We start from the raw sequence: 23,547 nt of genomic DNA, 5'->3' as shown, positions 1-23,547 counted from the left end.
TAAAAAATAAAAAACGAGTAAAAGCGACTAGCCTTTACTCGTTGATCGATTATTTTCCGTAAACAATCGTATTCACTGTTGATTTATCTAAACCTTTCAATGTTTGGATCAACATTTCTCTCGCTGCTTCAAAGTCACGGATACTAAACATTGTTTGATGCGTATGGATGTAACGTCCGACTACACCAATAACCGTACTTGGGATTCCTTCATTTTGTGTATGCGCTGCACCTGCGTCGGTACCGCCTTTTGATACGAAGTATTGATAAGGAATATTGTTTGTTTCAGCGATATCCAATAGGTATTCACGTAAACGTGGCAACATGATCAATCCTGGATCTTGGATACGCATCAATGTGCCTTCCCCTAGGTGACCAAATGTTCCTTTTTTCGTCACAGTATCATCCGCAGCTGAGCAATCTACAGCAAAGAATAGATCTGGTTTGAATTTGTTCACTGAAGCTTTTGAGCCGCGTAAGCCAACTTCTTCTTGGACGTTAGCACCGGCGATCAATGTATGACCTAATGTTTCTTTTTCTAATGCTTCTAATGCTTCCAAGACCATCGTACAACCGTAGCGGTTATCCCATGATTTACTGATGATGTTTTTACCATTCGCTGTTTTGATTGTTTCTGCAAAAGGAACGATCGTATCTCCTGGCAACACACCAAAACTCATTGCTTCTTCTTTTGATTCAAAGCCAGCATCAAATAAGATATCTGTCACTTCAACTGCTTTTTGTCCGCTTGTACCACGCAATAAATGTGGTGGCACTGAAGAAGAAATACATGGGTAATTTTTACCCGTTGATGTTTTTAATGTAAAGCGTTGGGCAGAGACCACATAAGGGTTCCAACCGCCTAATGGAACGACTTTGAACAAGCCATTGTCTTGGATCTGTGTCAACATAAAGCCAACTTCGTCCATGTGGGCAGCAACCATGACGCGAGGGGCATCTGCCTCTTGGTGATGGCGTAATCCAAAGATTCCACCTAATCCATCCAATTGTAATTCATCAACTAGTGGCTCCATGTGCTGTTCCATGTAAGCACGGATATCTTGTTCAAATCCGCTGGTTCCTTGTAATTCGGTCAATTCTTTGATACGTTGAAATGTTTTGTTATCCATAATAATGATCGTCTAAAATTTAGACTTGTCTCCCTTCAATCTCAGCTTTGATTTGTCTCAAAAAAAAACTGGACAAATCTATCGTGATTATTATACCGTATTTTATTTCAAAACGGTTATTTATTTCAAAGAAAATCCGAGAGTGTGGTAAAATAAAACCAAAGAAACTTGTGAAGATGTAAAGGAGGGATTAGCAGCATGTATGAAGAAAGTGAACAGGCCTATTTCAAAGGTGGCTTAGCTGTCGGAATTGGTCTTGGATTATTAAGTGGCGTAGCAACTGCATTGTGGTATAACCGCAACAAAACATTGTCCGCTGATGAAGTCTTAGCTACCATCAAAGAAGCATTTTTAGATGAAGGATCGATTGAAGGCTCTTGGATCTCCTTTGAAAAAGAACCGACACGCAAATTCGCGATCCATTCTAAAGCCTATCGTGGTGGGATCTCTCGTATAGAAGATGGGGAAGTCGTCTACTATGAATTTTTAGCAGATGCCTATACAGGAACTGTTTTAGATATTTCTAGAAAAAAAGGAACAGATGCTTGATTTCAATATTTCTAAAAGATTCTCTTAGAAATAGGTTTTCCTATGGATAAGAGCTTCTTTTTTTGCGTAAAAACTGGTATAAACGTTCATGATAGGTTATGCTTAGTGTGAACTTTTTCAAATTACTTAGGAGAGTGAAACATGGTCCAACAAGAAAAAATTGCTGTCCTGATCCCTTGTTATAATGAAGAAGCAACGATTCCTACAGTCATTGCCGACTTTAAACGAGAGTTACCAGAAGCAGATATTTATGTATATGATAATAACTCAACAGATAAAACCTACGACTTAGCAGTTGCCGCTGGTGCAATTGTCAAAAAAGAGCCTCGTCAAGGAAAAGGAAATGTTATCCGCCAAATGTTTTTTGATATTGATGCCGACTACTATTTGATGGTAGATGGAGATGATACTTATCCGGCAGAAGCGGTACATGGACTTTTAGACAAATTGCGTTCTGGTGAAGCCGATATGGTGATCGGCGACCGTCTTTCTAATGGCACTTATTTTGAAGAAAATAAGCGTGCGTTCCATGATTTTGGCAATAATTTAGTTAAAAATACGATCACTCGTTTATATAAAACAAAAATAAGAGACGTGATGACGGGCTACCGCGGATTCAATCGTATTTTTGTCAAAAGTTTCCCGATCATGAGTGCTGGTTTCCAAATCGAAACGGAATTGACAATACACGCCTTAGATAAAAAATTCAAATTAGTTGAGCTCCCTATTGATTACCGTGACCGTCCAGAAGGCAGCGAATCAAAGCTGAATACATTTTCAGATGGATTTAAAGTCATTATGATGATCATCAAAATGTGCAAAGACTATAAACCAATCTTATTTTTCAATATCTGGACAGTCATATTCTTTTTAGCCGGCCTATTCACTGGGATTCCTGTGATTCGAGAGTTTATGTTGACGAGCTTTATTACTAAAGTTCCTTCTGCTATTCTCAGTACAGGATTGATGATCTTAGCTTTACTTTCGCTAGTTACCGGTATGATTTTAGATACCGTCGTTACGAATGCGAAAAAAGAGTACGAACTAAATCTCTATCATGTGTACCATGAATACCACCAGAATAATAAAGAATCTTAGCTATAATGTTTTACAATAAAATACCCGAACGATAAAGAGTTTGCTTCTCACCGAAAATGGTGGTGATTTCTGCAATGGCTCAATATTCGTTCGGGTATTTTTGACTATAGTTTTAAGAATGGAAGGTCTCCACTCTTAAAAAAATGTTTTTCTATTCATTTTCTGTCGCAATCGTCACAAACTTCACTTCAACGTATTCTTCTACGCCGAATGTGCCGTTTTCACGTCCAAACCCTGAGTGTTTGACCCCACCAAATGGCGTGGCAGAGTTTGAGATGGCTGTGTTGTTGACGCCAACCATACCATATTGCAATTTATTGCTTACATTGTTGATCGTATGGATATTTGTCGCAAAGAAATAGGATGCTAAACCGAAGATCGTATCATTCGCATCTTTGATCACTTGCTCTTCTTCTTCAAACGTAATGATTGGGATCACTGGACCAAATGTTTCGTTATAGAAAATGTCCATTTCCTTTTTCACACCGTCTAAAACTGTTGGTTCAAAGAAGAAGCCATTTGCATAGTCTCCGTCTGTGAGTCGGTGACCGCCCGCTAAGATCTCTGCGCCTTTAGCTACAGCATCTTTTAGCTGTTCTTCGACCTTTTCAACACCTTCTTGATTGATCAAAGGTCCCGTAGTTGGATCATCCAGTCCATTGCCTACGGTCACTTCTTTGATTTTTTCCACGATCAATTTGGTTGTTTGCTCTTTGATCTCTTTATGGATAAAGATTCGATTCGGTGACGTACATACTTGCCCATTATTAATAAATTTTGTTTTGATCAGTGTATCTACGGCTAACTCTACATCCGCATCTGGGAAAATGATAAATGGCGCATGTCCACCTAACTCCATAGAAACTTTTTTCAAGGTAGGTGCTGCTTGTTCATTTAAGATTTGTCCGACTTCTGTTGAGCCAGTAAAGGTGATCTTTTGGATGTCATCCGATTCAGATAAAATCTTCCCGATCGTTGAGGAATCACCCATGACGATATTTACAACACCATCTGGAAAGCCAGCTTTATGAAATAGTTCCATTAACGCAAGTGCCGATAATGGCGTTGATTTTGCTGGTTTTAGGACAACCGTACACCCTGCGGCGATTGCCGGCGAGATTTTGCGAATGATCATGTTGGAAGGAAAGTTCCATGGTGTGATCGCACCTACGACACCGACTGGTTGTTTACGTGCTTGCCATTCTTTGCCATCAGGTGAAGGAATGATCTCTCCCATGATTCGTTGGCCTTGTGCCGCATTCCATCGAAGATTTTCGACATTTGTTTGGATCTCAGAAGAGGCTTGAGCAAGAGGTTTCCCTTGTTCCATCGTCATGATTTTTGCTAAACGTTCACGATCTTCTTCGACCAAATCAGCCATTTTGTTCATTAGTTTTGCTCGTTCACTTGGTGCTGTTCTTGACCAGCCTTCAAATGCTTTATTCGCAGCTTCGATTGCTTCTTTTGTCTCTTTTTCGCCACCTTGTTGCACACTTACTAACGTTTCTCCAGTTGCCGGATTGATAACATCGACTGTGCCCTCAGATCCTTCAATCCATTTGCCATTAATATAAAGATGCGTTTCTACTTGCGGTAAATCATACTTGCCCATAGTTTGCCTCCTTTATTCTCAATTACATAACAACCGTAACATTAATAAAGTCAAACCTCAAACCATCTGTTTAAGGATAGTTTTTTGAAATCATTCGTATGAATCATATAGTTTTTTCTTATTTTTGAATAATAAAACTATAGTTCATTCAAAAGCTTTGTTACAATGACTTTAAGAAATACTTGCTTTTTTATTCTATGACCAAAGGGGTGCTTTTATGGGACTATTTGATGGCTTGATGGGCAATGCCACTCAAAAAGATACAACGAATATTACGAGAGAAGTTCAAGAAATCTTGATTCCAACAGAACAGGTCGAGTTAGCATTCAAATTAGTACGCGATTTGATTATTTTTACGGATCGACGAATGATCATCGTTGATAAACAAGGAATGACTGGCAAAAAAAGCGAATATAAATCGATTCCTTATCGCTCGATTTCACGTTTTTCGATTGAAACAAGCGGACATTTCGATTTAGATGCCGAACTAAAGATTTGGATCTCTAGTGCAGAATTACCCGCTGAATCGCTACAATTCAGAAAAGATAAGAATATCATCGCCGTCCAACAAGCGCTAGCAGCGGCTGTTTTATCTTAATCTCACGATCAATAAAAAGAGCCTGCCCACCAAAACACTCCAAGCTTTGGTGGGTAGGCTGATTTTTAACTATTGACGACTGCTGTGAGAAACTCTTTTTTAAATAGTGAACACTTTATAATGCACGGCCTTCATTTTTTTGATCCTTTGCTCTTTTTTCTTTGAAGTTCTCTTTGTTTAGTTTAAGTTTTTTCATGTTCTTCGCTTTTATTTTACTTATTTCTGCAAAAGAACGCTGTTTCATACCTTCGATTTCTTCTTTTCTTTTCTCTTTTATTTTATCCAGCTCTTTTTCTTCCATGATCCTTCTCCTTTCTTTTGAATCGCCTTGATTCCCTAAATCCCACTACAATCATAGGGTTTTAGGAAGTAGCATCAATCGACTAAGAAAATTGGACGTTCAAGTTATTTTCAATCCCACACATTGAATGGTTGAAAAATTTATCTCTCTTTATTTTTGTCGCTTTGCTCAACAGCTTGAGATTCCCCACTATGTAATGTTTCTTTTCTTTGTTGCTCTCCTTCTTTCTTCCTGTCCACTTCACTCATCGCTTGTTTTTTCATTGTTTCTAATTTTTGTTGTTGTCTTTCTCTAAGACTTTCTAATGTTTCGTATTCCATCGTAATCCCTCCTTTAGCAACTATTCTACTGAATAAATGTAGGCAGAACGAACGAATTTTTTTGAAAAATAAAAAAAGACTTTCCTTTATGGAAGAAAAGGAAAAATGATCTCTTACACTCAGCGACCATCTTGAGCAATGTGTCTATGTTTTAAACCGAACCAATAGATAAAAAAACTATCTATACCCACTTGATCAAGCGGATACAGACAGCTTTTTTCCATCTTATTTTACTGTTATTTGATCATTCGATGATTTTTGTTCTTTTTCAAGAAACTCTTTGAACCAATAGAAACTTTTCTTTGGTACACGTTTCATATCACGTAAATCATGATTCCCTCTATTCACGTAAACCATTCCGTATCTTTTTTCCATGTCTCCTTTTGAGCTAGGTAAATCAATCAACCCCCAACCAAGGTAGCCTAGCACTTCGCAGCCGTCAATATGCATAGCATCTTGCATCGCTTTGATGTGCTGTTCATGATAAAAAATTCGGTAATCGTCTTGAATGAGTTGGTTGTCCTCCCACTTTTCCTGAGTACCTATGCCGTTTTCGACAGGAAAAATCGGCACATCATATTTTTGATACATCTTGTTAATGATATCTCTAAACCCAAGGGGATCGATTCCTAGATCCCACTCATTCATTGAAACAAATGGGTTTTCTACTTCACCATACGTTAAATAATAATTTGGTGCTGCATCTGCTGGAATATTTTTATGACTGATGCTTCCAGTGCAATAGTAACTGAATGCTAAATAGTCACTTGTTGCTTTGCTGATTTCAGTAAGTTCTGTTTCTGTCATATCTACGTTCAAATGTTGTTTTTCAAACGTCAAAACTTGTTTTGAATAACCGCGTCCACAAAAGGCATCTAAAAGATTCTGATTGATAAATTCATCCCATTCTCTCGCAACTAATACATCTTTGGGGTGATTTGTCGCAGGGTACATATTGGAATAAGCGAGCATTCCACCGATTTGTCCATCGGTCGTTTCATGGATATAGTTAGCGATTTTGGCATGTGCGACCATGATATTATGCGCGATTTGATGAATATTATCCGCTGTATCTTCCGTATTCAATGTTCCACCATATAGCAGCGCTAAAGGTGTCGAATATAAGTTTTGTTCGTTGAACGTTACCCAATACTTCACTTTATGCTTGTAGCGGTCTACCATCTTTTTCCCATATTCCACAAAAGCATCTACGACATGTTTACTCATAAACCCTTCGTGATTTTGTGCAAGATGGAGTGGCATATCAAAATGATAAAGACAAAGCATCGGTTCGATATTCCGTTTCAACATCGCATCGATATAGCGATCATAAAATAAGAGTCCTTCTTCATTGAATGCCCCATCGCCCTGTGGATTGACGCGTGACCAAGACGTTTGAAAGCGATAGAAGTTCATGCCCATTTCTTGCATCAAATCGAGATCTTCTTCATATCTGTTGTAACGATCGATCCCATGTTTCCAATCCGAAGTAGTTTCAGTCGCCTCACGAATGTCATAAACAGATGGCCCTTTGCCACCTTCGTTCCAAGCACCTTCCGTTTGCATACTTGAGGAGGAATCTCCCCAGAAAAATTTTTTCTTTCCCAATCTTCTCATTCCAATCATTGTTCTATTAATCGTTCATCGATTTCTTTTAGTAATCTGTTTAAGAAAGACTCATTTCAGCGTTTGTACGAGCCACCCGTTCACTGATTTTTAAGAATGGCAGATAGAAGAATACCAAGGCAACGATAATAACTGCCTGCACAACGATTGCTCGCCAATCACCGGCTGTTGCTAAAAATCCACTTAAAAATGGTGGTGTCGTCCAAGGAATTGTCACCACGCAGCGATTGACTAGATCCATCGATGTTGCTAAATAGCCAATCGTCGTACCAACGATCGGTGATAATACAAAAGGAATGATCATCGGTAAGTTGAAGACGATCGGTAACCCGAAAATCACAGGTTCATTGATGTTGAAAATATTAGGACCTAACGCTAATTTGGACAAATCTTTATATGCTTGATAACGGCTAAAAATCAAAATGGCGATCACTAAAGCAATGGTCGAACCAGTACCACCCATCAAAGCACCATATACTTGATGGAACGCTGAGTTGATGATATGAGGCGCAGCTTCCCCATTCGCAGTCGCTGCCATGTTCTCATTCATATTGACCATCAATAATGGATCTAGGATCGGGCCTGTGATGACCGATTGATGAATCCCAAAAGAAAAGAGTAAATTCCCAAAGCAAACTAAAAATAAGTAACCAAAAAATGAAGTCCCTACACCACGTAACGGTTCTTGGATGAATTGCTCAATGATCCTCATGAAATCATTTCCTGTTAGTTGGATCAGGAATGATGCAAAAGCAAACAATGACACGACAATAATCAATGGGAACATCGTGTTAAATGATTTTCCTACTGCTGGCGGAACGCTATCACCTAAGTTGACTTGTAATTTTTTAGAACGTGTCAAACGAATATATAGCTCTGTTGCCAATAATCCAGTAATGATCGCAGCAAAAACGCCTTTTGAACCAATATTCCCGTAACTGATGACTCCACCGATTTCCACAGCAGTCTCCGCACCGATCGGCGTTGTCTCGATCATTGTTGGAAGCAACGTCAAAAATGCTGGAACAACAGCGATCACGACACCAATCGGGTTATCATATTCTCTATTTTTTGATAAGAAATAGCCAATCGTGATCACAAGGATGATCCCAGTGATATTAAGTGTCGCGTTCGTAATGAGCGAGCCCCAGTTTTGCCAAGAGACCATCGTATCCGCGCTGATCATATTTTGGAACCACCCCGATGGATCTAACACGACTGAATTAATTAAAATAGCAATACCCGCTAAAATGAATAAAGGCATGATAGTAGCAAATGAATCGCGTAACGTTCTTAAATAAATTTGATTACCGATTTTTTGAGCAGTTAACACAAATTTCCCCATCAAAGCTTCCCTTTTTCTCTCATCCATTTATTTGTACCTCCTAAATTGTCTATAGTTGTATACCAACTTTTAATACATAATATCACCTGTAAGCTTTTTTGTAAATACAATATTTATATTAGTGTATACTTATTTTTCGAATAAAAGAAAAAGACCTCACTTGATCGTTACAAGTAAAGTCCTTTAACTATTATTTTTAATTGATATCCGCGACGATTTTTCCAGATGTGTAAGGATATCTTGTCTTAGATAAATCAAACGGCGTGCCATCATCAAAAAAGACGATCTGATTTGTTTCCAAGATTGGCTCTCCTACTTCAATCCCAAATTCTTCGCTGTCTAGATGATTAGCTTTAGAAGCAATGATCACGCGACGGGCCGCACTGACCACATACCCCAGCTCTTCTCTGATATAGTTATAGATCGAACCCTTCAAGATTTCTTCATCCAAATCTTTGATGTACTTGAGCGGCATGATCGAACTTTCAATACTTCTAGCCTCCCCATTGACATACCTCACACGCTTGATGTCATAGACCGGATCAGTCGCTTTTATTTGCAGCTCCTCGGATTCATAAGAAGTTGGAAAACGCACATCAAAGCGAATGATTTTACTCGTCACCTCTGTACCTTCTTGCGCAGAAGTGCCAAATACACTATTGATTTGCGTGACATTCTCATTGTCCTTTTTAATGTTACTTCTAACATATGTCCCTGAGCCTCGTCTTGTGTATAGTAAAGATTCGTCAATCAACAGTTGTATCGCTTTTCTAATCGTTACTCGGCTCGTATTGTAGGTTTTTGCTAAAGCTTCTTGATTCGGTAATAGCTCGCCTTCTTTAAACACCCCTTCAATGATTTTATTTTTCAAAGAGTGCGCGATTTCTATATATTTAGGCATATTTATTTCACCTCCAAAAATTTGTATACACTTATTATAATATTAGATAAACAACCAATTGTAAATAACCTTTACAACTATAACGAATAAATAATCGATTTGTTAACCTAATGTTTATTCATTTATCCAAATAAGCAATATTCGGAGCAAAAAAAGCCTTCAGAGAATCCCACTTCTCTGAAGGCCATTTGCCACTCAAGGCTTTATCGCTTATTACCTATTGAATTTTATCATGTTTAATCAAAAATAAACGTACAACTATTTCTGATTTTCGCAATTAGTGCTTTAATACGAACAAACATATTTTCAATTTTTACTTCGCCAAACGGTAGATGGCATCCGCATAAATCGCCGTAGCACGGAATAAGTCATCTAGACTCATAAATTCATTTGCTTGGTGCATCGTATCTGTGTATCCTGGGAACATTGCGCCATAAGCGACCCCACGTTTCAATAAACGTCCGTATGTGCCGCCACCGATGATTTGTTCGTAGCCTTTTTCGCCAGTATGATCTTCGTAGACTTGCAACAATGTTTCAACCAATGGATCATCCATTGGTACATAATGTGGTTCCATCACACGAGCGCCACGAGTGACAGTTGCACCTTCTGCGGCAACTGTTTCGTTCAGCTTGCTTTCCAATTCATCTGTAGTCGTGCCTTTAGGGAAACGGAAATTCATGTTGATGTAGTTATCGTCTTCTGATCCATTTTCTTTAAACGCAAACAATCCAGCGTTCATTGTTAGTTTACCCATTTTTTCATCTTCATGAGCAACGCCTAGTTTCTCGCCATAGAAGTCTTCATGGACGTAGGCTGCTGCCACGTGGATGAATTGTTTGGCTGCACCGATAAACTCGTAGTTATCAAGGAAGCTTGCTAAGAAAGAGCCTGCGTTGATCCCAGATTGTGGGCTTGCACCGTGTGCGCCTTTACCAACTACATTGATCGTGACAAATGTATGCTCTGCTTCGATCGTTCCGCTGATTGGATTTGCTTCAACAAATTCGTAAAATGCTTTTTCTAAAGCAATCGCTGAATCTGCACTTGGTACTTCAATTTTTGCAGTTGCTGTTCCTGGCACCATGTTTTCACGTAAACCAGACGTAAATGATTTCAATACATAGTCGCCGGCATTATCGCCTTTAAAACGCAAAGCAAAAGAAACATTTCCTTTTTCTCCGTTGATGATCGGGAATTCTGCATCTGGTGAGAAACCAAAATCAGGTTCTTCTTCATGTTCAAAGTAGTAAGCCATGTCTGCCCAACCACTCTCTTCATCGCTACCTACGACAAAACGAACTTTTTTCGATAATTCTAAGTCTAAGTCTTTGATGATTTTCATTGCATAGTATGCAGCCATACTTGGTCCTTTGTCATCGCTTGATCCGCGAGCAAAGATTTTCCCATCCTTGATTACTGGTTCGTAAGGGTCTGTATCCCAGCCATCGCCAGCTGGTACAACGTCCATATGTCCAAAAATACCTAACGTTTCGTCCCCTTCACCTAGATCGATGTGACCTGCGTAATTGTCCACGTTTTTTACAACGAAACCATCACGTTCGCCATATGCAAGCATGTGTTTCAACGCGTCACGAGGACCAGGTCCAAACGGTGCATCTTCCGTTGCTTGTGAATCATCACGTTCACTGCTCACGCGTAAAAGATTTTTTAAGTCTTCAAGCAAGTCTTCTTTACGTGCTTCGACTTCTTTTTGCCAATTGATTGTCATAAAGTTACTCCTCCACTCATTCAGTCTACGAGTTCATCATAACATAAATCAGGAGAATTGTTTAAAAAATCAGACAACGGCTAAACGAAACAGTTTTTTCCTTAAAAATTATGGGCTATAATGAAAAAAAGGAGGTTTCCCCATGGAATTAAACGAAAAACTACTCCAGCAAGTGATTACTCCTCGTCCTATTGAATCGCATAAAGGTACGTATGGCAAAGTCGTGCTGATTGGCGGAAATGAACAGTTCGGTGGTGCGATCATCATGAGCGCATTAGCAGCTGTCCATAGTGGCGCTGGTTTAACGACTGTCGTGACTGATCCTAACAACCATGTGGCAGTCCATAGTCATTTACCCGAGGCAATGGTGGGAGATTGGACAAATAAAGAAACATGGCATTCGGCTTTTGAAGATGCTGATGTCTTACTCATTGGCCCAGGGTTAGGAACTAACCAACAAAGTCTTGAGCTTCTGCAATTTGTCCTGACCAATCAAACGAAAAAGCAATGGCTCGTCATTGATGGCTCCGCCTTGACGTTACTTGCTACACATTCCCTTGCCCTACCTTATCCAGAACAAACCGTACTCACCCCGCATCAAATGGAATGGCAACGGGTCAGCGGTTTGAACTTGGATGAGCAAACTCAGGAACATAATCAGCAAAAGCAGCAAGAATTAGGTGCATTCCTTGTTTTAAAAAGTCATCAAACGACGATCTATGGGCCAAAAGGGAACTATCCCAATCCAGCCGGCTCACCAGCAATGGCTACTGGGGGGATGGGTGATACTTTAGCTGGCATGATTGCTGGTTTTTTAGCTCAGTTTCCCAAAAACGAAAAAACGATCAGTGCCGCTGTCTATTTGCATAGTTTTATTGGTGACCAATTAGCAAAAGAGCAGTATGTCGTTTTACCGACTCAAATCAGTAAAGAAATCCCAAAATGGATGCATTATTTTAGCCAAAAATAGAAGGAGCAGACGCATGGAAAAATATACTGGCTACATCAGAGAGCCTTTTTACTACGAAACCGACCAAATGGGAATCATTCATCACAGCAATTATATCCGTTGGTTTGAAGAAGCACGTGTTGCGTTATTGGAACATTTAGACTTTAGTTATAAGAAAATCGAAGAACAAGGAATCATTATTCCTGTATTAGGTGTGAGTTGCGAATACAAAGAAATGATCCGCTATGGCGATAGTATTCGTATCCAACCGATCATCGAGAGCTACACGGGAACGCGCCTAAATTTCCGCTATGAGATCTATGGTACAGAAGATCAGCGATTACGAACAACTGGTACGAGCCAACATTGTTTCCTGCTCGCAGAAAACCAACGTTTAGCAAAACTAAGTCGTATCAATCCCGAATTAGATGCCTTATTTCACACTTATGCAAAACTCGATACAGATCACGCTTCTGCAACAATCAAAAAATAAGTTGAAAAATAAGTGTTTTTTCTTGCCTTTTAACCTCCGATTTGTATAATGGAAAGAAAAAAAGCAGGTGATTATGATGTATGTCGTGAAAGTACTACACGGTTATATTGATAAAACTGGCTGTCGCACACGTGAAAAAAACCCGGAAAACTTGCTTGTCTTCAAAGACAAAAAAGAATCAGAAACCTTTGCCAATCAAATCGGTGGTCGTGTCAAACAACTGCAGGAAGTTCGCCCAAATTGACTGTTGCTTTCGTGAAAGGATGAGATGTTCGCATCATGGATATGTATTGAAAAGAGTCGACAAACCAATCGGTTGGCGGCTCTATTTTTGTGTTCTTTTCCTTGGAGTACCTTGCTAAAAAAACCACATCTAAGAAAACATAGATGTGGTCAAATCAAATGATTATTTTTATCTCGAAATGGTAACTCCCTGTTCAGTTGAAAGGATATTTACGGCATCCAAGATTTTTCCGTCTTTGGAAAGCACAACAATATTTATCCCTGTTTTATTTCTTGATACATCGGTACCATCGATTTTTATTCTAGAAAATTGTTGCTCTTCATATGGGGTAAAACTAGAACTCATTGAGACTTGCTTCTCAGCAAATTCTTGCCCCACCGCATTGTAATTTTCATTCTGTGAAAGAATAGGGTCTTGATCCGCTTGACGAATACCGCTAAAGTTCCAGCCCTGAGTAAACTGCTGCAAATCAAGCTCAGGTAAAAGTTTTGCTATATCCGCTGCTAAAGATTCATTCATCTGCTGTGACGTTCCAGCACCAGAAATCAGCACCGTATAATCTGAGTCTGCTAATTCTTTTAGATATTCCTTATAATCCCAAATGTTCATCAAGGTTGGATCGCCATTTTTATAAATCGTATTCCAATCATTTTTAGAAACCGAACGAATTGTTTCTAAGCCAAAATATTTAGCATTCGAACGATTCACTTGGGAATCTATGTTTGCCCCCACGTGTGACAACGCACTAGAATATGCAGGATAGGGCATCCCTTCATTTGCATTGAAATCAGCAATCAAAGGATTCAGATTCCCTTGCTTTTTTTGGTTCTCCACATAACGGTATTGCTCGTTGATATCTCGGTAAGATTGAACGATTCCATTCGCACCTATGACAAATGTAAACAAAAATTGAACGATCAAGACTGCACTGATCACACTATAAAAACTACCAGCTGTTGTCTTCGATAATTTATCTGGCCATTCAAGTAACATCGCAATGATAATGTACAATGCGCCTCCAAAGAATGAACGCCCCCAGTTAAGTCCAGTTGGTGAAAGAGATAATACATAGATAGTTGCTAGTCCAGCAAGAATATATACATATGAAAGTCGGAACCAGTTTTTATGTTGATTAAAAATAATACCTAGCGCAATTAAAATCGCCGTTAAAATAAATAATTGCAAACTATTTTCGTATAGAGTACGTGTAATCCCAAAAACACCAGTATATAATTTACGCGCAAATGACCATGTACTACGATCAAAATAAGTTGCTCGTATCGCATTTCCAGGCGCTGCAACCATCATCAATAGTCCAAAGATTGCTCCACCTAAACCTGTGAATAACCATGCTTTCATTGGTCGTTTTTCTTTATAAATAAAATAGAGATAACCTAAAACAACAAGAATCGCTCCACCAGATGTATTTTCATTACACCATCCGGCAAGAATCCCCAAAATTGTCATAAAGATAATTTGCAATGGTTGATTGAATGGTAATTCTTGACCTTTTGTATAATAGCGGTGATACAAGAAAAGGAAGCTAACGATGATGATGCCGCCCCATAGATAATTCGCCGCTCCAGTCTCCCATAAGATCGTTTGTCCAAAAGTTGGGATAAATAACCAAATCAACAAATTGATCATCAAATATTTAAACACATAAAAATTCTTATGATCTTTTGTTGATATTTTATAGATCAAAAGGGTTAGCAAAACATAAATCAACGGATTCATAAAATTGAATACGACTTTCGGCATCAATAAAAATAAACGTGCAATGATGTGAACCACTGATCGACCAGTCCAATTCATGTATTGTAGATATTCGTCATGGAGAATAGTTGAAAAACTTGTCGTTTTGTACATGTATTCAATATCATCTGCAATCAATGGTGTTAAAAAATTCAAGATGACCATGACTAGATAGACAGAAACAATCACTATCATCTTTTTATGCTTGCAGACACTATCGATTATTCGATTCATTTCATTCTTTCCTTCCAACAATTATTTAAGTGAACACTTACGAATATTATTATAACATTTAAAATCATTGGATGCTCTTAAATAAAACAACACTTTTTATTAATCTTCCGATATTTTTTAATCGACTGATATGACAAGGATGCTTTCCTCACTTCAAGAATCGTACGAAGTGATGTAACAAGACCGCTTAGGACACAAGTAACACACCAAAACAACAATGAACGTTTATGCCCACACCACGAAATGCTGACAAGAAGAAAGTGCATTGCTATTTGATAGTTATATGTCTCGCGAAAACAATCTGAGGAAAAATAAAAACCCCGCTCAATAAAGGCGGGGTAAACGTTGATGTAACAACGTTAGTTTGATTATTTGCTTAAAGCGTCTTTTGCTTGGTCAGCTAATGCAGTAAATGCTGCTGCATCGTGGACAGCCAAGTCAGCTAACATTTTGCGGTTGATGTCGATTTCAGCTAATTTCAAACCATGCATCAATTTTGAGTAGCTTAAGCCATTCATACGAGCCGCTGCGTTGATACGAGCGATCCACAATTTACGGAAGTCGCGTTTCTTTTGACGACGATCGCGATATGCGTAGTTGTATGAATTCATTACTTGTTCTTTTGCTGTTTTAAATAAAGTGTGTTTTGAACCGTAGTAACCTTTTGCTAATTTCAGCATTTTTTTGCGACGTTTACGAGTTACTGTTCCACCTTTTACACGTGCCATGTATAATTCCTCCTAATAAAAATAGATCTTTAAATTTCAGTGATTTTTCGTTCTTATTTCATTTTTGCTAGTTGTTGACGAATACGTTTGAAATCGCCACTAGAAACCATGCGCGCTTTACGTAATTGACGGCGTTGTTTTTTAGTTTTGCCGTGGAAACGGTGACTTGTAAACGCACGGAAGCGTTTCAATCCGCCTTTACCAGTACGTTTGAAACGTTTTGCTGATCCGCGGTGTGTTTTTTGTTTTGGCATGACTATATTTCCTCCTCAAAATCTTTCGTTATCCGACTATTGACTGTCCAACAATCAGTTAGTCATTCAAATTACTTACTGTCGTTTTTCGGTGCCAGCGTCAAGAACATGCTGCGTCCGTCCATTTTCGCTTTTTGTTCCACTGTTGCAATATCAGCAGTTTCTTCAGCTAAGCGATCTAAGACTTTTTGACCAATTTCTTTGTGGGTAATGGCACGGCCTTTGAAACGGATAGAAGCTTTCACTTTATCGCCTTTCTCTAAGAACTTACGTGCATTACGAAGTTTTGTATTGAAGTCATTCAAATCAATTGTTGGACTTAAACGAACTTCTTTTACATTGATCACTTTTTGTTTTTTACGCGCTTCGCGGTCTTTCTTTTGTTGCTCGAAACGGTATTTTCCGTAGTCCATGATTCGCGCTACTGGTGGTTTTGCACCTGGAGCAACTAACACAAGATCCAAGTTTGATTGTTCTGCAATTTGCAATGCTTCTGCTTTTGACTTAACTCCTAATTGCTCACCATCTGAACCGATCAATCGTAATTCACGTGCACGAATGCCGTCGTTAACCATCATATCCTTTGCTATGGTCATTCACCTCCAAATATTATGAGAGAAAGAAAAGCTTACCGAATAAACGGCAATAAAAAAACGAGTTCTTTTGATAGAACCCGCACGTACTCCATCTACATTACATCATAGATGAAAACTATCTAGCCCAGTGACTGTATCAACTAAGGCGAGAAGCGGGTGCTTCTGCTTTTATTTCTCAACTCAATTATCTTATCAAATTCAATTCTATTTGTCAAACCTTTTTTCTTACTTTATAGTACGTCTCCCAATCTTATTAAAGAAGCTCCACTATGGATTCGAATTCACTGATCATTTTATCAGTCATGTCACCTTTGTCTACTTAATAGCTTTCATTTTATATAACTGCCATACTATCAATTTTAAATAACTAAATAATGAGTATTTTAATTCAAAGAAAAAAGAAGTATCTATTTATACAACTATTTTTTCGCGTTTTCAAAAAAGGTACTAAAACCTTAAAAACCAACACAATAACAAACTATATCATTTATATCTGTGTGATTTTTATTACCTACACATCGGTATAAACTGGTTCGTATCTCCTTATTTTTTCTGATAATCTTATTTTAAGATAACAGAACAAAGAGTAACGGACGAATATTCCAATTCTTTCTTTCGTTATCTAAAAACTATTTTTACTTATGGAGGGAAAAATGAAAAAACAAATTTTGGGTACAGTTTTATGCTCGGGTATTTTATTCGGAGCAAGTTTAGCGATTGGGGAGCAAGATGCTTCTGCACATGGTTACGTACAATCGCCAATCAGTCGTGCGTATCAAGGACACTTGGATCGTAACGTTAATTTAGCTGCAGCAGTAGCAAAATATGGTCCTGTGATTTATGAACCACAATCATTAGAAACTGCTAAAGGTTTCCCAGCAGCTGGTCCTGCTGACGGACGCATCGCTTCTGCAAACGGTGCGGTTGGAGGAAGCTTTTTACTAGACAACCAAACAGAAACAATGTGGACAAAACAAAACTTAGATACAGGTGTGAATACCTTCAGATGGCGTTATACACAATCTCATCGTACAACTAAATGGCATTACTATATTACTAAAGTAGGTTGGAACCCAAATGCGCCATTAAAACGTAGCGATTTGGAATTATTAGCAACGATCGATCATGGTGGGGCGCAAGCTTCAACAAATCCTTCACACTCAGTGAATATCCCTAATGACCGTCTTGGTTATCATGTTGTTTTAGCTGTTTGGGATATCCATGATACAGGTGCTGCCTTCTACCAAGTAGTCGATGTCAACTTGAAAGGTGACTCAGCAATTCCTGTCGCACCAACTGCACCACAAAATGTTCGTGCAACGAACGTAACTTCTTCAACTGTACAATTAGCTTGGAACAGTCAAGCAAATACTGCGTCTTACAACGTTTACCGCGATGGCGCATTGATTGGAAATACAACATCTCCAGATTTCAGTGATGCTAACTTAACTGCTGATACTTCTTACAACTATGAGATCGAAGCAGTTGGACAAACTGGCTTAGTCTCTGCTAAAACAGCATTGACAGTGAAAACAGCAACAGAAAATACACAAGAAAAACCAACGACACCAACTCATTTACACTCTATGGGTCAAACAAGCTCAAGTGTTTCATTGATGTGGGGTGCTTCAACTCACTCGAAAGGAATCAAACAATACAATATCTACCGTAACAATCAATTGATCGGCTCAACAAGCGATACTGTATTCGACGTGACTGGATTAGCTGCAAACACTGCTTACTCATTCACAGTTCGCGCAGTCAGCAACACGGATGAATTATCTGATGCAAGTAACGTATTGTCAATCACGACTGATCGCGATGACAACGGTGGAGACGGTGGCGGTGAAGTGACTCCTGGACGTCAATGGACAGTAGGAAGCCTATTTTCACCTGTTTCATATACAGCTGGTGAAGAAGTGATCCATAATGGTGTGACTTATATCACTTGGCAATCTCACTTGAACTATGGAGATACTAACTGGGCTCCTGGAATTGCTCATTCATTATTCTATCCTAAATAAACAAAACCTTATAAACGTAATTAAAACGATAATATAGAAAACGTTCCATAGAAACAAAACTCCAATAAAGTTGAGGCATAAACCGAAGTTTTGACCTCAAAATCAGTCAGCACCTGCGAAGTCCGGCTCGGATTTTGCGAGTGCTGATTTTTTTTAACAGGCCTTCCACTACTCTCTCTGTATCCAATTCCTTCTATAATATGTAGAATAGCTTCTAGTTGCTGTTTTGGGCAATTGAAAAGTTAATATATAAAGATCTACGTCCATAAAAGATGACACACCAATCTCCAAACTTTATATGTTAAATAAATGAGAAAAATTAAAAAATAACAACAGATTACAAGGGTTCATTTTGTGAAAGAAAAAAAATTTCATCATCATATTTCCCTTTTGTTTTTGTATATGCAAAATAAAAAACAAATTTCAAATAAAATAATCAATAAAATAGCCTTTAAATCAATATTTATTCATATTAGGGATAATACTACCACAACTTGGAGTCAAGACCCAATTTTACCTAATGGTCGGTATAAACAGATTATCAAAAGTTGCTATTCTCTGATAATATTAAATACAGATAACAACGAAACACATCGATCAAGTAATAAACATCGACTTTACTAGTTATCTAAAATATCATTTTATCTATGGAGGGAAACATGAAAAAACAAATTTTAGCAACAGTTTTATGCTCTAGCGTTTTAGTAGGAGTAGGATTATCTATCGGAGGACAAGACGCTTCAGCTCACGGTTACGTGCAGTCACCAATCAGTCGTTCTTATCAAGGACACCGTGACCGCCTAGTTAACCACAATGCAGCATTAGCACAATACGGTCCAGTAATTTACGAACCACAATCATTAGAAGCATTGAAAGGCTTCCCAGCTGCTGGTCCTGCTGACGGACGCATCGCTTCTGCAAACGGCGCGGTTGGAAACAACTTCAACTTAGACCGCCAAACTGCGACAATGTGGACAAAACAAGACTTGAATACAGGTCCTAATACTTTCACTTGGCGCTATACACAATCTCATAGTACAACTAAATGGCATTACTATATTACAAAAGCAGATTGGAATCCAAATGATCAATTAGATCGTAGCGATTTTGAGTTGTTAACGACAATCAACCACGGTGGAGCTCAAGCTGCAACGAACCCATCACACTCAGTGAATATCCCTAGCGACCGTCTTGGTTACCATGTTGTTTTAGCAGTTTGGGATGTACACGATACAGCAATGGCATTCTACCAAGTAATCGACGTGAACTTGAAAGGTGACTCAGCAATTCCAGTAGCACCAACTGCACCACGTAACGTTCGCGCAACTGACGTGACTTCTTCAACTGCTCAATTGACTTGGGATGGACAAGCAAATGCTTCATCATTCAACGTTTATCGTGACGGTCAATTATTAGGCAATACAGCTTCACCAGATTTCAGCGATCAAAACTTAACTGCGGAAACTACATACACATATGAAATCGAAGCAGTAGGCCAAACAGGATTAGTTTCTGAAAGAACAGCTCTATCTGTAACAACTTTATCTGAAACTGCAGAAGAAAAACCAACTGCACCTAGAAACTTACATTCAATGGGCCAAACAAGCTCAAGCGTTTCATTGATGTGGGGAGCTTCAACTCACTCGAAAGGAATCAAACAATATGATATCTTCCGTAATGGCGAGTTGATTGGTTCAACTTCTGAAACTGTTTTTGAAGTAGAAGGTTTAACTCCTGAAACACAATACTCATTTGTTATTCGCGCAATCAGCAATGAAGGCGATGTTTCAGAAGCAAGTAACACATTAACAATCACAACTGATCGCGATGAAAATGGCGGCGACAATGGCGGCGACAATGGTGGTGACAATGGCAACGGTGGCGGCGAAGTCGTTACTGGACGTCAATGGACAGTAGGAAGCTTCTTCTCACCAGTTTCTTATACAGCAGGTGAAGAAGTTGTCCACAACGGTGTGACTTACATCACTTGGCAGTCTCACTTGAACTATGGTGATACAAACTGGGCACCAGGAATTGCTCACTCACTATTCTTCCCTAAATAATTCAACTCACTAACCCTTGATCGACTAAACGACGATTAAAATAAAAAAGACAATCACTCATTTGTGGTTGTCTTTTTTTGCATTCATTACTTAGATAATACAAAGTTCAATTGGAGCTAGAACGCTTTATACGATTAGTCCTCTACGCGTTTCGACTAGCTTTTTTTCAATCATTTGCAACACTTGTGCTTTCGCTGTAGCGTCTTCTACAAAATTCAAGCAGTCTCCATCGATTTGGATCTTGGGGCTTTCATTGTACGCGTCATACCATTGATCATAACGTCGATTCAATTCTTGATAATAGTCATATAGATTCGGGTCAAAAGAAAGTTGCTCATACGCGCGCCCTCTTTTTTCGATCCGTTCCAACATCGTCGAAAAAGATACGCGAATATGAACTAATAGATCCGGATGTTTTTTTGATGCAGCGTATGGAAGTTCTTCCATCATATTCGCCAGTAATTCATCATACACTTGGACTTCTGTTTTTGTTGCTCGTCCTAGATCCGCATTTAAATGAAATAATAATGAATCCTCGTAGATCGAACGGTCTAACACATTATTATCGTCTTGCATCGCTTGCTTGATACTTGCAAATCGCTTATTCAAAAAATAAATTTGCAATAAAAACGCATATTGTTCCGGGTTTGCATAAAACAAAGGCAATACCTCGTTGTCATCGATCGATTCATAAAATGCCTGACTCTTAAAATGGTCAGCAATCATTTTGGTTAAGCTTGATTTCCCTGCTCCTATCGTTCCTGCTAAAACAATCACACTAATTGTCCTCCAACTCTCTTACCCACTAAATACAGTGCTTTTTTATCACGTTTTTAAATATAACCCCAATATCTTGTGGTGTCAAATAGATTCGGTGAATTTTCTTACCTAAAAAAATCAAAATTTTATTAAGAAAATGACGTTTTTTATCGAGAAATCGTATTCTTTATTTTACTTCTGGACTGGTTTTAGTAAAATAAAGAAGGACTGTTTTTTGAACAAATCTTGCGCACTTGGTAATAGGTGCTTTATTTTTTGTTCAAAAGCTACTTTTACAGGAAAAGAAGGAGTTGTATTATGGCAATTTGTGGCCAAGGGGAATCAAGTGGGAAATTGATTTTAATGGGAGAGCATGCGGTCGTTTATGGCGAGCCTGCGATTGCCTTTCCGTTTTATGCAACAAAAGTAACCGCTACACTTGAAACACTCCCATCAAACAATAAAGATCAACTTATTTCTTCCTACTATACAGGAAATTTAATCGACGCACCTCATGCGTTGAACAATATCAAACAGTTGGTTGCTGGTCTAAAAGCACAGCACCATATAGCAGACACGTTGCACTTGGATATTAAGAGTACCGTTCCCGCAGAACGTGGGATGGGCTCCAGCGCAGCTGTTGCTACTGCGATCACACGAGCTTTTTATTCAGCCTATGAATTGCCGCTATCCCGAGAGCAATTATTGGGACATGTGCAAATTTCTGAAAAAATCGCTCATGGAAATCCCAGTGGCATCGATGCTGCCGCAACAAGTGGACTCGAACCGATCTATTTCACGAAAGGACATCCTTTTGATTATTTCTCGTTGAATATCGATGCTTTCTTGATCGTCGCTGACACAGGAATCAAAGGACAAACCCGTGCGGCGGTGAAAGATGTGGCACACCTTTTTGAAAAAGATGCGCAGAAAACTGGACAAAAAATCCAACAACTAGGATACTTGACGAAACAAGCTAAAAAAGCAATCATCGACAACTCACCAGAAAACCTGGCTGAGGCAATGAATGATGCTCAGCTCATCCTGAAAAGTTTAACGATCAGCAATGACTTTTTAGATACTCTGATCACTACCGCTCGCACTGCTGGCGCTTTAGGCGCAAAATTGACTGGTGGTGGACGAGGCGGATGTATGATTGCCTTAGCACAAACAAAAAAAGAAGCTCAAGAAATCAGCCATGCACTAATTGAAGCAGGTGCAGCTGAAACTTGGATTCAAGGATTAGGAGTACATACCTATGCTTAAAGGTAAAGCCCGGGCTTATACAAATATCGCCTTGATCAAATATTGGGGCAAAAAAAACGAAGAATTGATTCTTCCAATGAATAACAGTTTATCTCTCACTCTCGATGCTTTCTATACAGAAACCGAAGTGATTTTTTCAGATACATTCACGAACGATCTGTTCTATTTAGACGATGAGTTACAAACAGAAGCTGCGACGAAAAAAATCAGCCGCTTCCTTGATCTTGTACGCAAACAAGCGAATATAAACAAACACGCAAAAGTAATTAGTCACAATTTCGTTCCCACAGCCGCAGGGTTAGCTTCTTCTGCAAGCGGACTAGCTGCATTAGCTGGTGCTTGTAATGAAGCTTTAGGACTCGGTTTGGATCAACAAGCCTTATCTAGACTTGCTCGTCGCGGCTCCGGTTCTGCTTGTCGTAGTATTTTTGGCGGCTTTGTCGAATGGGAAAAAGGCCACGACGATCAAACCTCTTACGCGCAACAAATCCCTTCGAACGGTTTTGAAGAGGATCTAGCGATGGTCTTTGTCTTGATCAACGACCAGCAAAAAGATGTTTCCAGTCGTGACGGCATGCGTCGCACAGTTGAAACTTCGCATTTTTATCAAGGCTGGCTTGATTCAGTCGAAAATGACTTACTGGAATTGAAGCAAGCTATCACTGAAAAAGCGTTCCAAACACTTGGTGAGGTCATGGAACGAAACGGCTTGAAGATGCACGGCACAACGTTAGCCGCTACACCGCCATTTACGTATTGGTCACCTGACAGTTTAAAGGCGATGCAAGCAGTTCGTGAACTACGTGCGTCAGGAATTCCTTGCTATTTCACCATGGATGCGGGGCCAAATGTCAAAGTGTTAGTTGAAAAGAAAAATCAAACGGCGGTTCAAGAAAAATTCATTGAATTATTTAGCCGACAACAAGTGATCGTTGCTCATGCTGGGCAAGGAATCACGATTATTGAATAAA

23 protein-coding genes and 1 other annotated feature are annotated in these 23,547 nt (G+C 39.0%); of the genes, 10 read left to right on the top strand and 13 right to left on the bottom strand.

What is annotated here, in order from left to right:
* Nucleotides 1–49: 49 nt before the first annotated feature.
* Nucleotides 50–1,129: a glutamyl aminopeptidase gene (pepA, locus tag JZO83_RS02500; RefSeq protein WP_206856824.1), complete on the bottom strand. Its 1,080-nt coding sequence runs from the start codon at nt 1,127–1,129 to the stop codon at nt 50–52.
* A gap of 198 nt (nt 1,130–1,327) precedes the next feature.
* Between pepA and JZO83_RS02495 the strand changes: the two genes are divergently transcribed.
* Together JZO83_RS02495 and JZO83_RS02490 are read left to right on the top strand one after the other, a co-directional pair.
* Nucleotides 1,328–1,678, top strand: coding sequence for a PepSY domain-containing protein (locus tag JZO83_RS02495; RefSeq protein ID WP_206856830.1), 351 nt, complete (start codon nt 1,328–1,330; stop codon nt 1,676–1,678).
* A 141-nt stretch (nt 1,679–1,819) separates the two neighbouring features.
* Nucleotides 1,820–2,776, top strand: coding sequence for a glycosyltransferase family 2 protein (locus JZO83_RS02490; RefSeq protein ID WP_206856833.1), 957 nt, complete (start codon nt 1,820–1,822; stop codon nt 2,774–2,776).
* Between the two features lie 151 nt (nt 2,777–2,927).
* Here JZO83_RS02490 and JZO83_RS02485 read toward each other — a convergent pair whose 3' ends face one another.
* Nucleotides 2,928–4,388, bottom strand: a complete 1,461-nt coding sequence (locus tag JZO83_RS02485) for an NAD-dependent succinate-semialdehyde dehydrogenase (RefSeq protein WP_207114904.1) — start codon at nt 4,386–4,388, stop codon at nt 2,928–2,930.
* Nucleotides 4,389–4,605: 217 nt separating this feature from the next.
* On the opposite strand from JZO83_RS02485, the gene JZO83_RS02480 reads away from it, so the two are divergent.
* Nucleotides 4,606–4,986 (top strand): PH domain-containing protein, encoded by a 381-nt coding sequence (locus tag JZO83_RS02480; RefSeq protein ID WP_206856837.1) that lies wholly within the window; start codon nt 4,606–4,608, stop codon nt 4,984–4,986.
* Between the two features lie 115 nt (nt 4,987–5,101).
* On the opposite strand, the gene JZO83_RS02475 is transcribed toward JZO83_RS02480, so the two are convergent.
* The 6 genes from JZO83_RS02475 to pepV all read right to left on the bottom strand — a co-directional run bounded on the left by JZO83_RS02475 (nt 5,102) and on the right by pepV (nt 11,211).
* On the bottom strand, nt 5,102–5,287 hold the full coding sequence (locus JZO83_RS02475) for a hypothetical protein (protein WP_206856838.1): 186 nt from the start codon (nt 5,285–5,287) through the stop codon (nt 5,102–5,104).
* A 140-nt stretch (nt 5,288–5,427) separates the two neighbouring features.
* Entirely contained in the window at nt 5,428–5,607 is a 180-nt protein-coding gene (locus JZO83_RS02470; RefSeq protein ID WP_206856840.1) for a hypothetical protein, read from the bottom strand.
* A 225-nt stretch (nt 5,608–5,832) separates the two neighbouring features.
* A complete protein-coding gene (locus JZO83_RS02465) occupies nt 5,833–7,224 on the bottom strand; it encodes a glycoside hydrolase family 1 protein (RefSeq protein ID WP_207114903.1) in 1,392 nt (463 codons plus the stop codon).
* Between the two features lie 49 nt (nt 7,225–7,273).
* Nucleotides 7,274–8,605 (bottom strand): PTS transporter subunit EIIC, encoded by a 1,332-nt coding sequence (locus tag JZO83_RS02460; RefSeq protein WP_207114902.1) that lies wholly within the window; start codon nt 8,603–8,605, stop codon nt 7,274–7,276.
* A gap of 169 nt (nt 8,606–8,774) precedes the next feature.
* The gene (locus JZO83_RS02455) at nt 8,775–9,479 is read right to left on the bottom strand and encodes a GntR family transcriptional regulator (RefSeq protein WP_206856843.1); all 705 of its coding nucleotides are present in this window, start codon (nt 9,477–9,479) and stop codon (nt 8,775–8,777) included.
* Between the two features lie 313 nt (nt 9,480–9,792).
* The gene (gene pepV / locus JZO83_RS02450) at nt 9,793–11,211 is read right to left on the bottom strand and encodes a dipeptidase PepV (RefSeq protein WP_206856848.1); all 1,419 of its coding nucleotides are present in this window, start codon (nt 11,209–11,211) and stop codon (nt 9,793–9,795) included.
* A 142-nt stretch (nt 11,212–11,353) separates the two neighbouring features.
* Between pepV and JZO83_RS02445 the strand changes: the two genes are divergently transcribed.
* The 3 genes from JZO83_RS02445 (at nt 11,354) to JZO83_RS02435 (ending at nt 12,897) form a co-directional block, all read left to right on the top strand.
* Nucleotides 11,354–12,181 (top strand): NAD(P)H-hydrate dehydratase, encoded by an 828-nt coding sequence (locus JZO83_RS02445; protein ID WP_207114901.1) that lies wholly within the window; start codon nt 11,354–11,356, stop codon nt 12,179–12,181.
* A 13-nt stretch (nt 12,182–12,194) separates the two neighbouring features.
* Nucleotides 12,195–12,653, top strand: coding sequence for an acyl-CoA thioesterase (locus tag JZO83_RS02440; protein WP_206856850.1), 459 nt, complete (start codon nt 12,195–12,197; stop codon nt 12,651–12,653).
* A 73-nt stretch (nt 12,654–12,726) separates the two neighbouring features.
* Nucleotides 12,727–12,897, top strand: a complete 171-nt coding sequence (locus JZO83_RS02435) for a hypothetical protein (protein WP_206856860.1) — start codon at nt 12,727–12,729, stop codon at nt 12,895–12,897.
* Nucleotides 12,898–13,065: 168 nt separating this feature from the next.
* On the opposite strand, the gene JZO83_RS02430 is transcribed toward JZO83_RS02435, so the two are convergent.
* From JZO83_RS02430 to infC, 4 genes are all read right to left on the bottom strand, one after another.
* Nucleotides 13,066–14,886, bottom strand: coding sequence for a DUF6056 family protein (locus JZO83_RS02430; RefSeq protein ID WP_206854244.1), 1,821 nt, complete (start codon nt 14,884–14,886; stop codon nt 13,066–13,068).
* A 368-nt stretch (nt 14,887–15,254) separates the two neighbouring features.
* Entirely contained in the window at nt 15,255–15,614 is a 360-nt protein-coding gene (gene rplT / locus JZO83_RS02425; RefSeq protein ID WP_104871857.1) for a 50S ribosomal protein L20, read from the bottom strand.
* A 53-nt stretch (nt 15,615–15,667) separates the two neighbouring features.
* Nucleotides 15,668–15,868 carry a 50S ribosomal protein L35 gene (gene rpmI / locus JZO83_RS02420; protein ID WP_010736566.1) on the bottom strand — a complete coding sequence of 67 codons (201 nt, stop codon included), beginning with the start codon at nt 15,866–15,868 and terminating at the stop codon, nt 15,668–15,670.
* A 71-nt stretch (nt 15,869–15,939) separates the two neighbouring features.
* Nucleotides 15,940–16,464 carry a translation initiation factor IF-3 gene (gene infC / locus JZO83_RS02415; RefSeq protein WP_010736567.1) on the bottom strand — a complete coding sequence of 175 codons (525 nt, stop codon included), beginning with the start codon at nt 16,462–16,464 and terminating at the stop codon, nt 15,940–15,942.
* A 43-nt stretch (nt 16,465–16,507) separates the two neighbouring features.
* Nucleotides 16,508–16,638, bottom strand: a sequence feature (ribosomal protein L20 leader region).
* A 479-nt stretch (nt 16,639–17,117) separates the two neighbouring features.
* Here infC and JZO83_RS02410 point away from each other — a divergent pair.
* Together JZO83_RS02410 and JZO83_RS02405 are read left to right on the top strand one after the other, a co-directional pair.
* Nucleotides 17,118–18,488 carry a lytic polysaccharide monooxygenase gene (locus JZO83_RS02410; protein WP_206854294.1) on the top strand — a complete coding sequence of 457 codons (1,371 nt, stop codon included), beginning with the start codon at nt 17,118–17,120 and terminating at the stop codon, nt 18,486–18,488.
* 659 nt (nt 18,489–19,147) lie between these two features.
* On the top strand, nt 19,148–20,551 hold the full coding sequence (locus tag JZO83_RS02405) for a lytic polysaccharide monooxygenase (protein WP_206854296.1): 1,404 nt from the start codon (nt 19,148–19,150) through the stop codon (nt 20,549–20,551).
* 126 nt (nt 20,552–20,677) lie between these two features.
* On the opposite strand, the gene JZO83_RS02400 is transcribed toward JZO83_RS02405, so the two are convergent.
* A complete protein-coding gene (locus JZO83_RS02400; protein WP_206854297.1) occupies nt 20,678–21,328 on the bottom strand; it encodes a deoxynucleoside kinase in 651 nt (216 codons plus the stop codon).
* 300 nt (nt 21,329–21,628) lie between these two features.
* Between JZO83_RS02400 and mvk the strand changes: the two genes are divergently transcribed.
* Nucleotides 21,629–22,576 carry a mevalonate kinase gene (mvk, locus tag JZO83_RS02395; RefSeq protein WP_206854299.1) on the top strand — a complete coding sequence of 316 codons (948 nt, stop codon included), beginning with the start codon at nt 21,629–21,631 and terminating at the stop codon, nt 22,574–22,576.
* Nucleotides 22,569–23,546: a diphosphomevalonate decarboxylase gene (gene mvaD / locus JZO83_RS02390; RefSeq protein ID WP_206854300.1), complete on the top strand. Its 978-nt coding sequence runs from the start codon at nt 22,569–22,571 to the stop codon at nt 23,544–23,546. The genes mvk and mvaD overlap by 8 nt, the downstream gene beginning before the upstream one ends.
* The last annotated feature ends 1 nt before the right edge of the window (nt 23,547 follow it).

It is taken from the genome of Enterococcus sp. DIV1298c (assembly GCF_017316315.1).
In the GTDB taxonomy this organism is placed as follows: domain Bacteria; phylum Bacillota; class Bacilli; order Lactobacillales; family Enterococcaceae; genus Enterococcus_B; species Enterococcus_B mangumiae.
Note: the sequence above shows the minus strand (reverse complement) of the source record. Positions and strands in the feature narration are given on the sequence as shown.

Bases quoted from the DNA above. Each gene is read 5' to 3' on its own strand.
- mvk (WP_206854299.1), top strand. From the start codon at position 21,629: ATGGCAATTTGTGGCCAAGGGGAATCAAGTGGGAAATTGATTTTAATG.
- JZO83_RS02475 (WP_206856838.1), bottom strand. From the start codon at position 5,287: ATGGAAGAAAAAGAGCTGGATAAAATAAAAGAGAAAAGAAAAGAAGAA.
- JZO83_RS02465 (WP_207114903.1), bottom strand. From the start codon at position 7,224: ATGAGAAGATTGGGAAAGAAAAAATTTTTCTGGGGAGATTCCTCCTCA.
- JZO83_RS02405 (WP_206854296.1), top strand. From the start codon at position 19,148: ATGAAAAAACAAATTTTAGCAACAGTTTTATGCTCTAGCGTTTTAGTA.
- JZO83_RS02445 (WP_207114901.1), top strand. From the start codon at position 11,354: ATGGAATTAAACGAAAAACTACTCCAGCAAGTGATTACTCCTCGTCCT.
- JZO83_RS02430 (WP_206854244.1), bottom strand. From the start codon at position 14,886: ATGAATCGAATAATCGATAGTGTCTGCAAGCATAAAAAGATGATAGTG.
- JZO83_RS02460 (WP_207114902.1), bottom strand. From the start codon at position 8,605: ATGGATGAGAGAAAAAGGGAAGCTTTGATGGGGAAATTTGTGTTAACT.
- JZO83_RS02480 (WP_206856837.1), top strand. From the start codon at position 4,606: ATGGGACTATTTGATGGCTTGATGGGCAATGCCACTCAAAAAGATACA.
- JZO83_RS02490 (WP_206856833.1), top strand. From the start codon at position 1,820: ATGGTCCAACAAGAAAAAATTGCTGTCCTGATCCCTTGTTATAATGAA.
- JZO83_RS02435 (WP_206856860.1), top strand. From the start codon at position 12,727: ATGATGTATGTCGTGAAAGTACTACACGGTTATATTGATAAAACTGGC.
- JZO83_RS02495 (WP_206856830.1), top strand. From the start codon at position 1,328: ATGTATGAAGAAAGTGAACAGGCCTATTTCAAAGGTGGCTTAGCTGTC.
- JZO83_RS02455 (WP_206856843.1), bottom strand. From the start codon at position 9,479: ATGCCTAAATATATAGAAATCGCGCACTCTTTGAAAAATAAAATCATT.
- pepA (WP_206856824.1), bottom strand. From the start codon at position 1,129: ATGGATAACAAAACATTTCAACGTATCAAAGAATTGACCGAATTACAA.
- infC (WP_010736567.1), bottom strand. From the start codon at position 16,464: ATGACCATAGCAAAGGATATGATGGTTAACGACGGCATTCGTGCACGT.
- JZO83_RS02440 (WP_206856850.1), top strand. From the start codon at position 12,195: ATGGAAAAATATACTGGCTACATCAGAGAGCCTTTTTACTACGAAACC.
- rpmI (WP_010736566.1), bottom strand. From the start codon at position 15,868: ATGCCAAAACAAAAAACACACCGCGGATCAGCAAAACGTTTCAAACGT.
- mvaD (WP_206854300.1), top strand. From the start codon at position 22,569: ATGCTTAAAGGTAAAGCCCGGGCTTATACAAATATCGCCTTGATCAAA.
- JZO83_RS02410 (WP_206854294.1), top strand. From the start codon at position 17,118: ATGAAAAAACAAATTTTGGGTACAGTTTTATGCTCGGGTATTTTATTC.
- pepV (WP_206856848.1), bottom strand. From the start codon at position 11,211: ATGACAATCAATTGGCAAAAAGAAGTCGAAGCACGTAAAGAAGACTTG.
- rplT (WP_104871857.1), bottom strand. From the start codon at position 15,614: ATGGCACGTGTAAAAGGTGGAACAGTAACTCGTAAACGTCGCAAAAAA.
- JZO83_RS02470 (WP_206856840.1), bottom strand. From the start codon at position 5,607: ATGGAATACGAAACATTAGAAAGTCTTAGAGAAAGACAACAACAAAAA.
- JZO83_RS02485 (WP_207114904.1), bottom strand. From the start codon at position 4,388: ATGGGCAAGTATGATTTACCGCAAGTAGAAACGCATCTTTATATTAAT.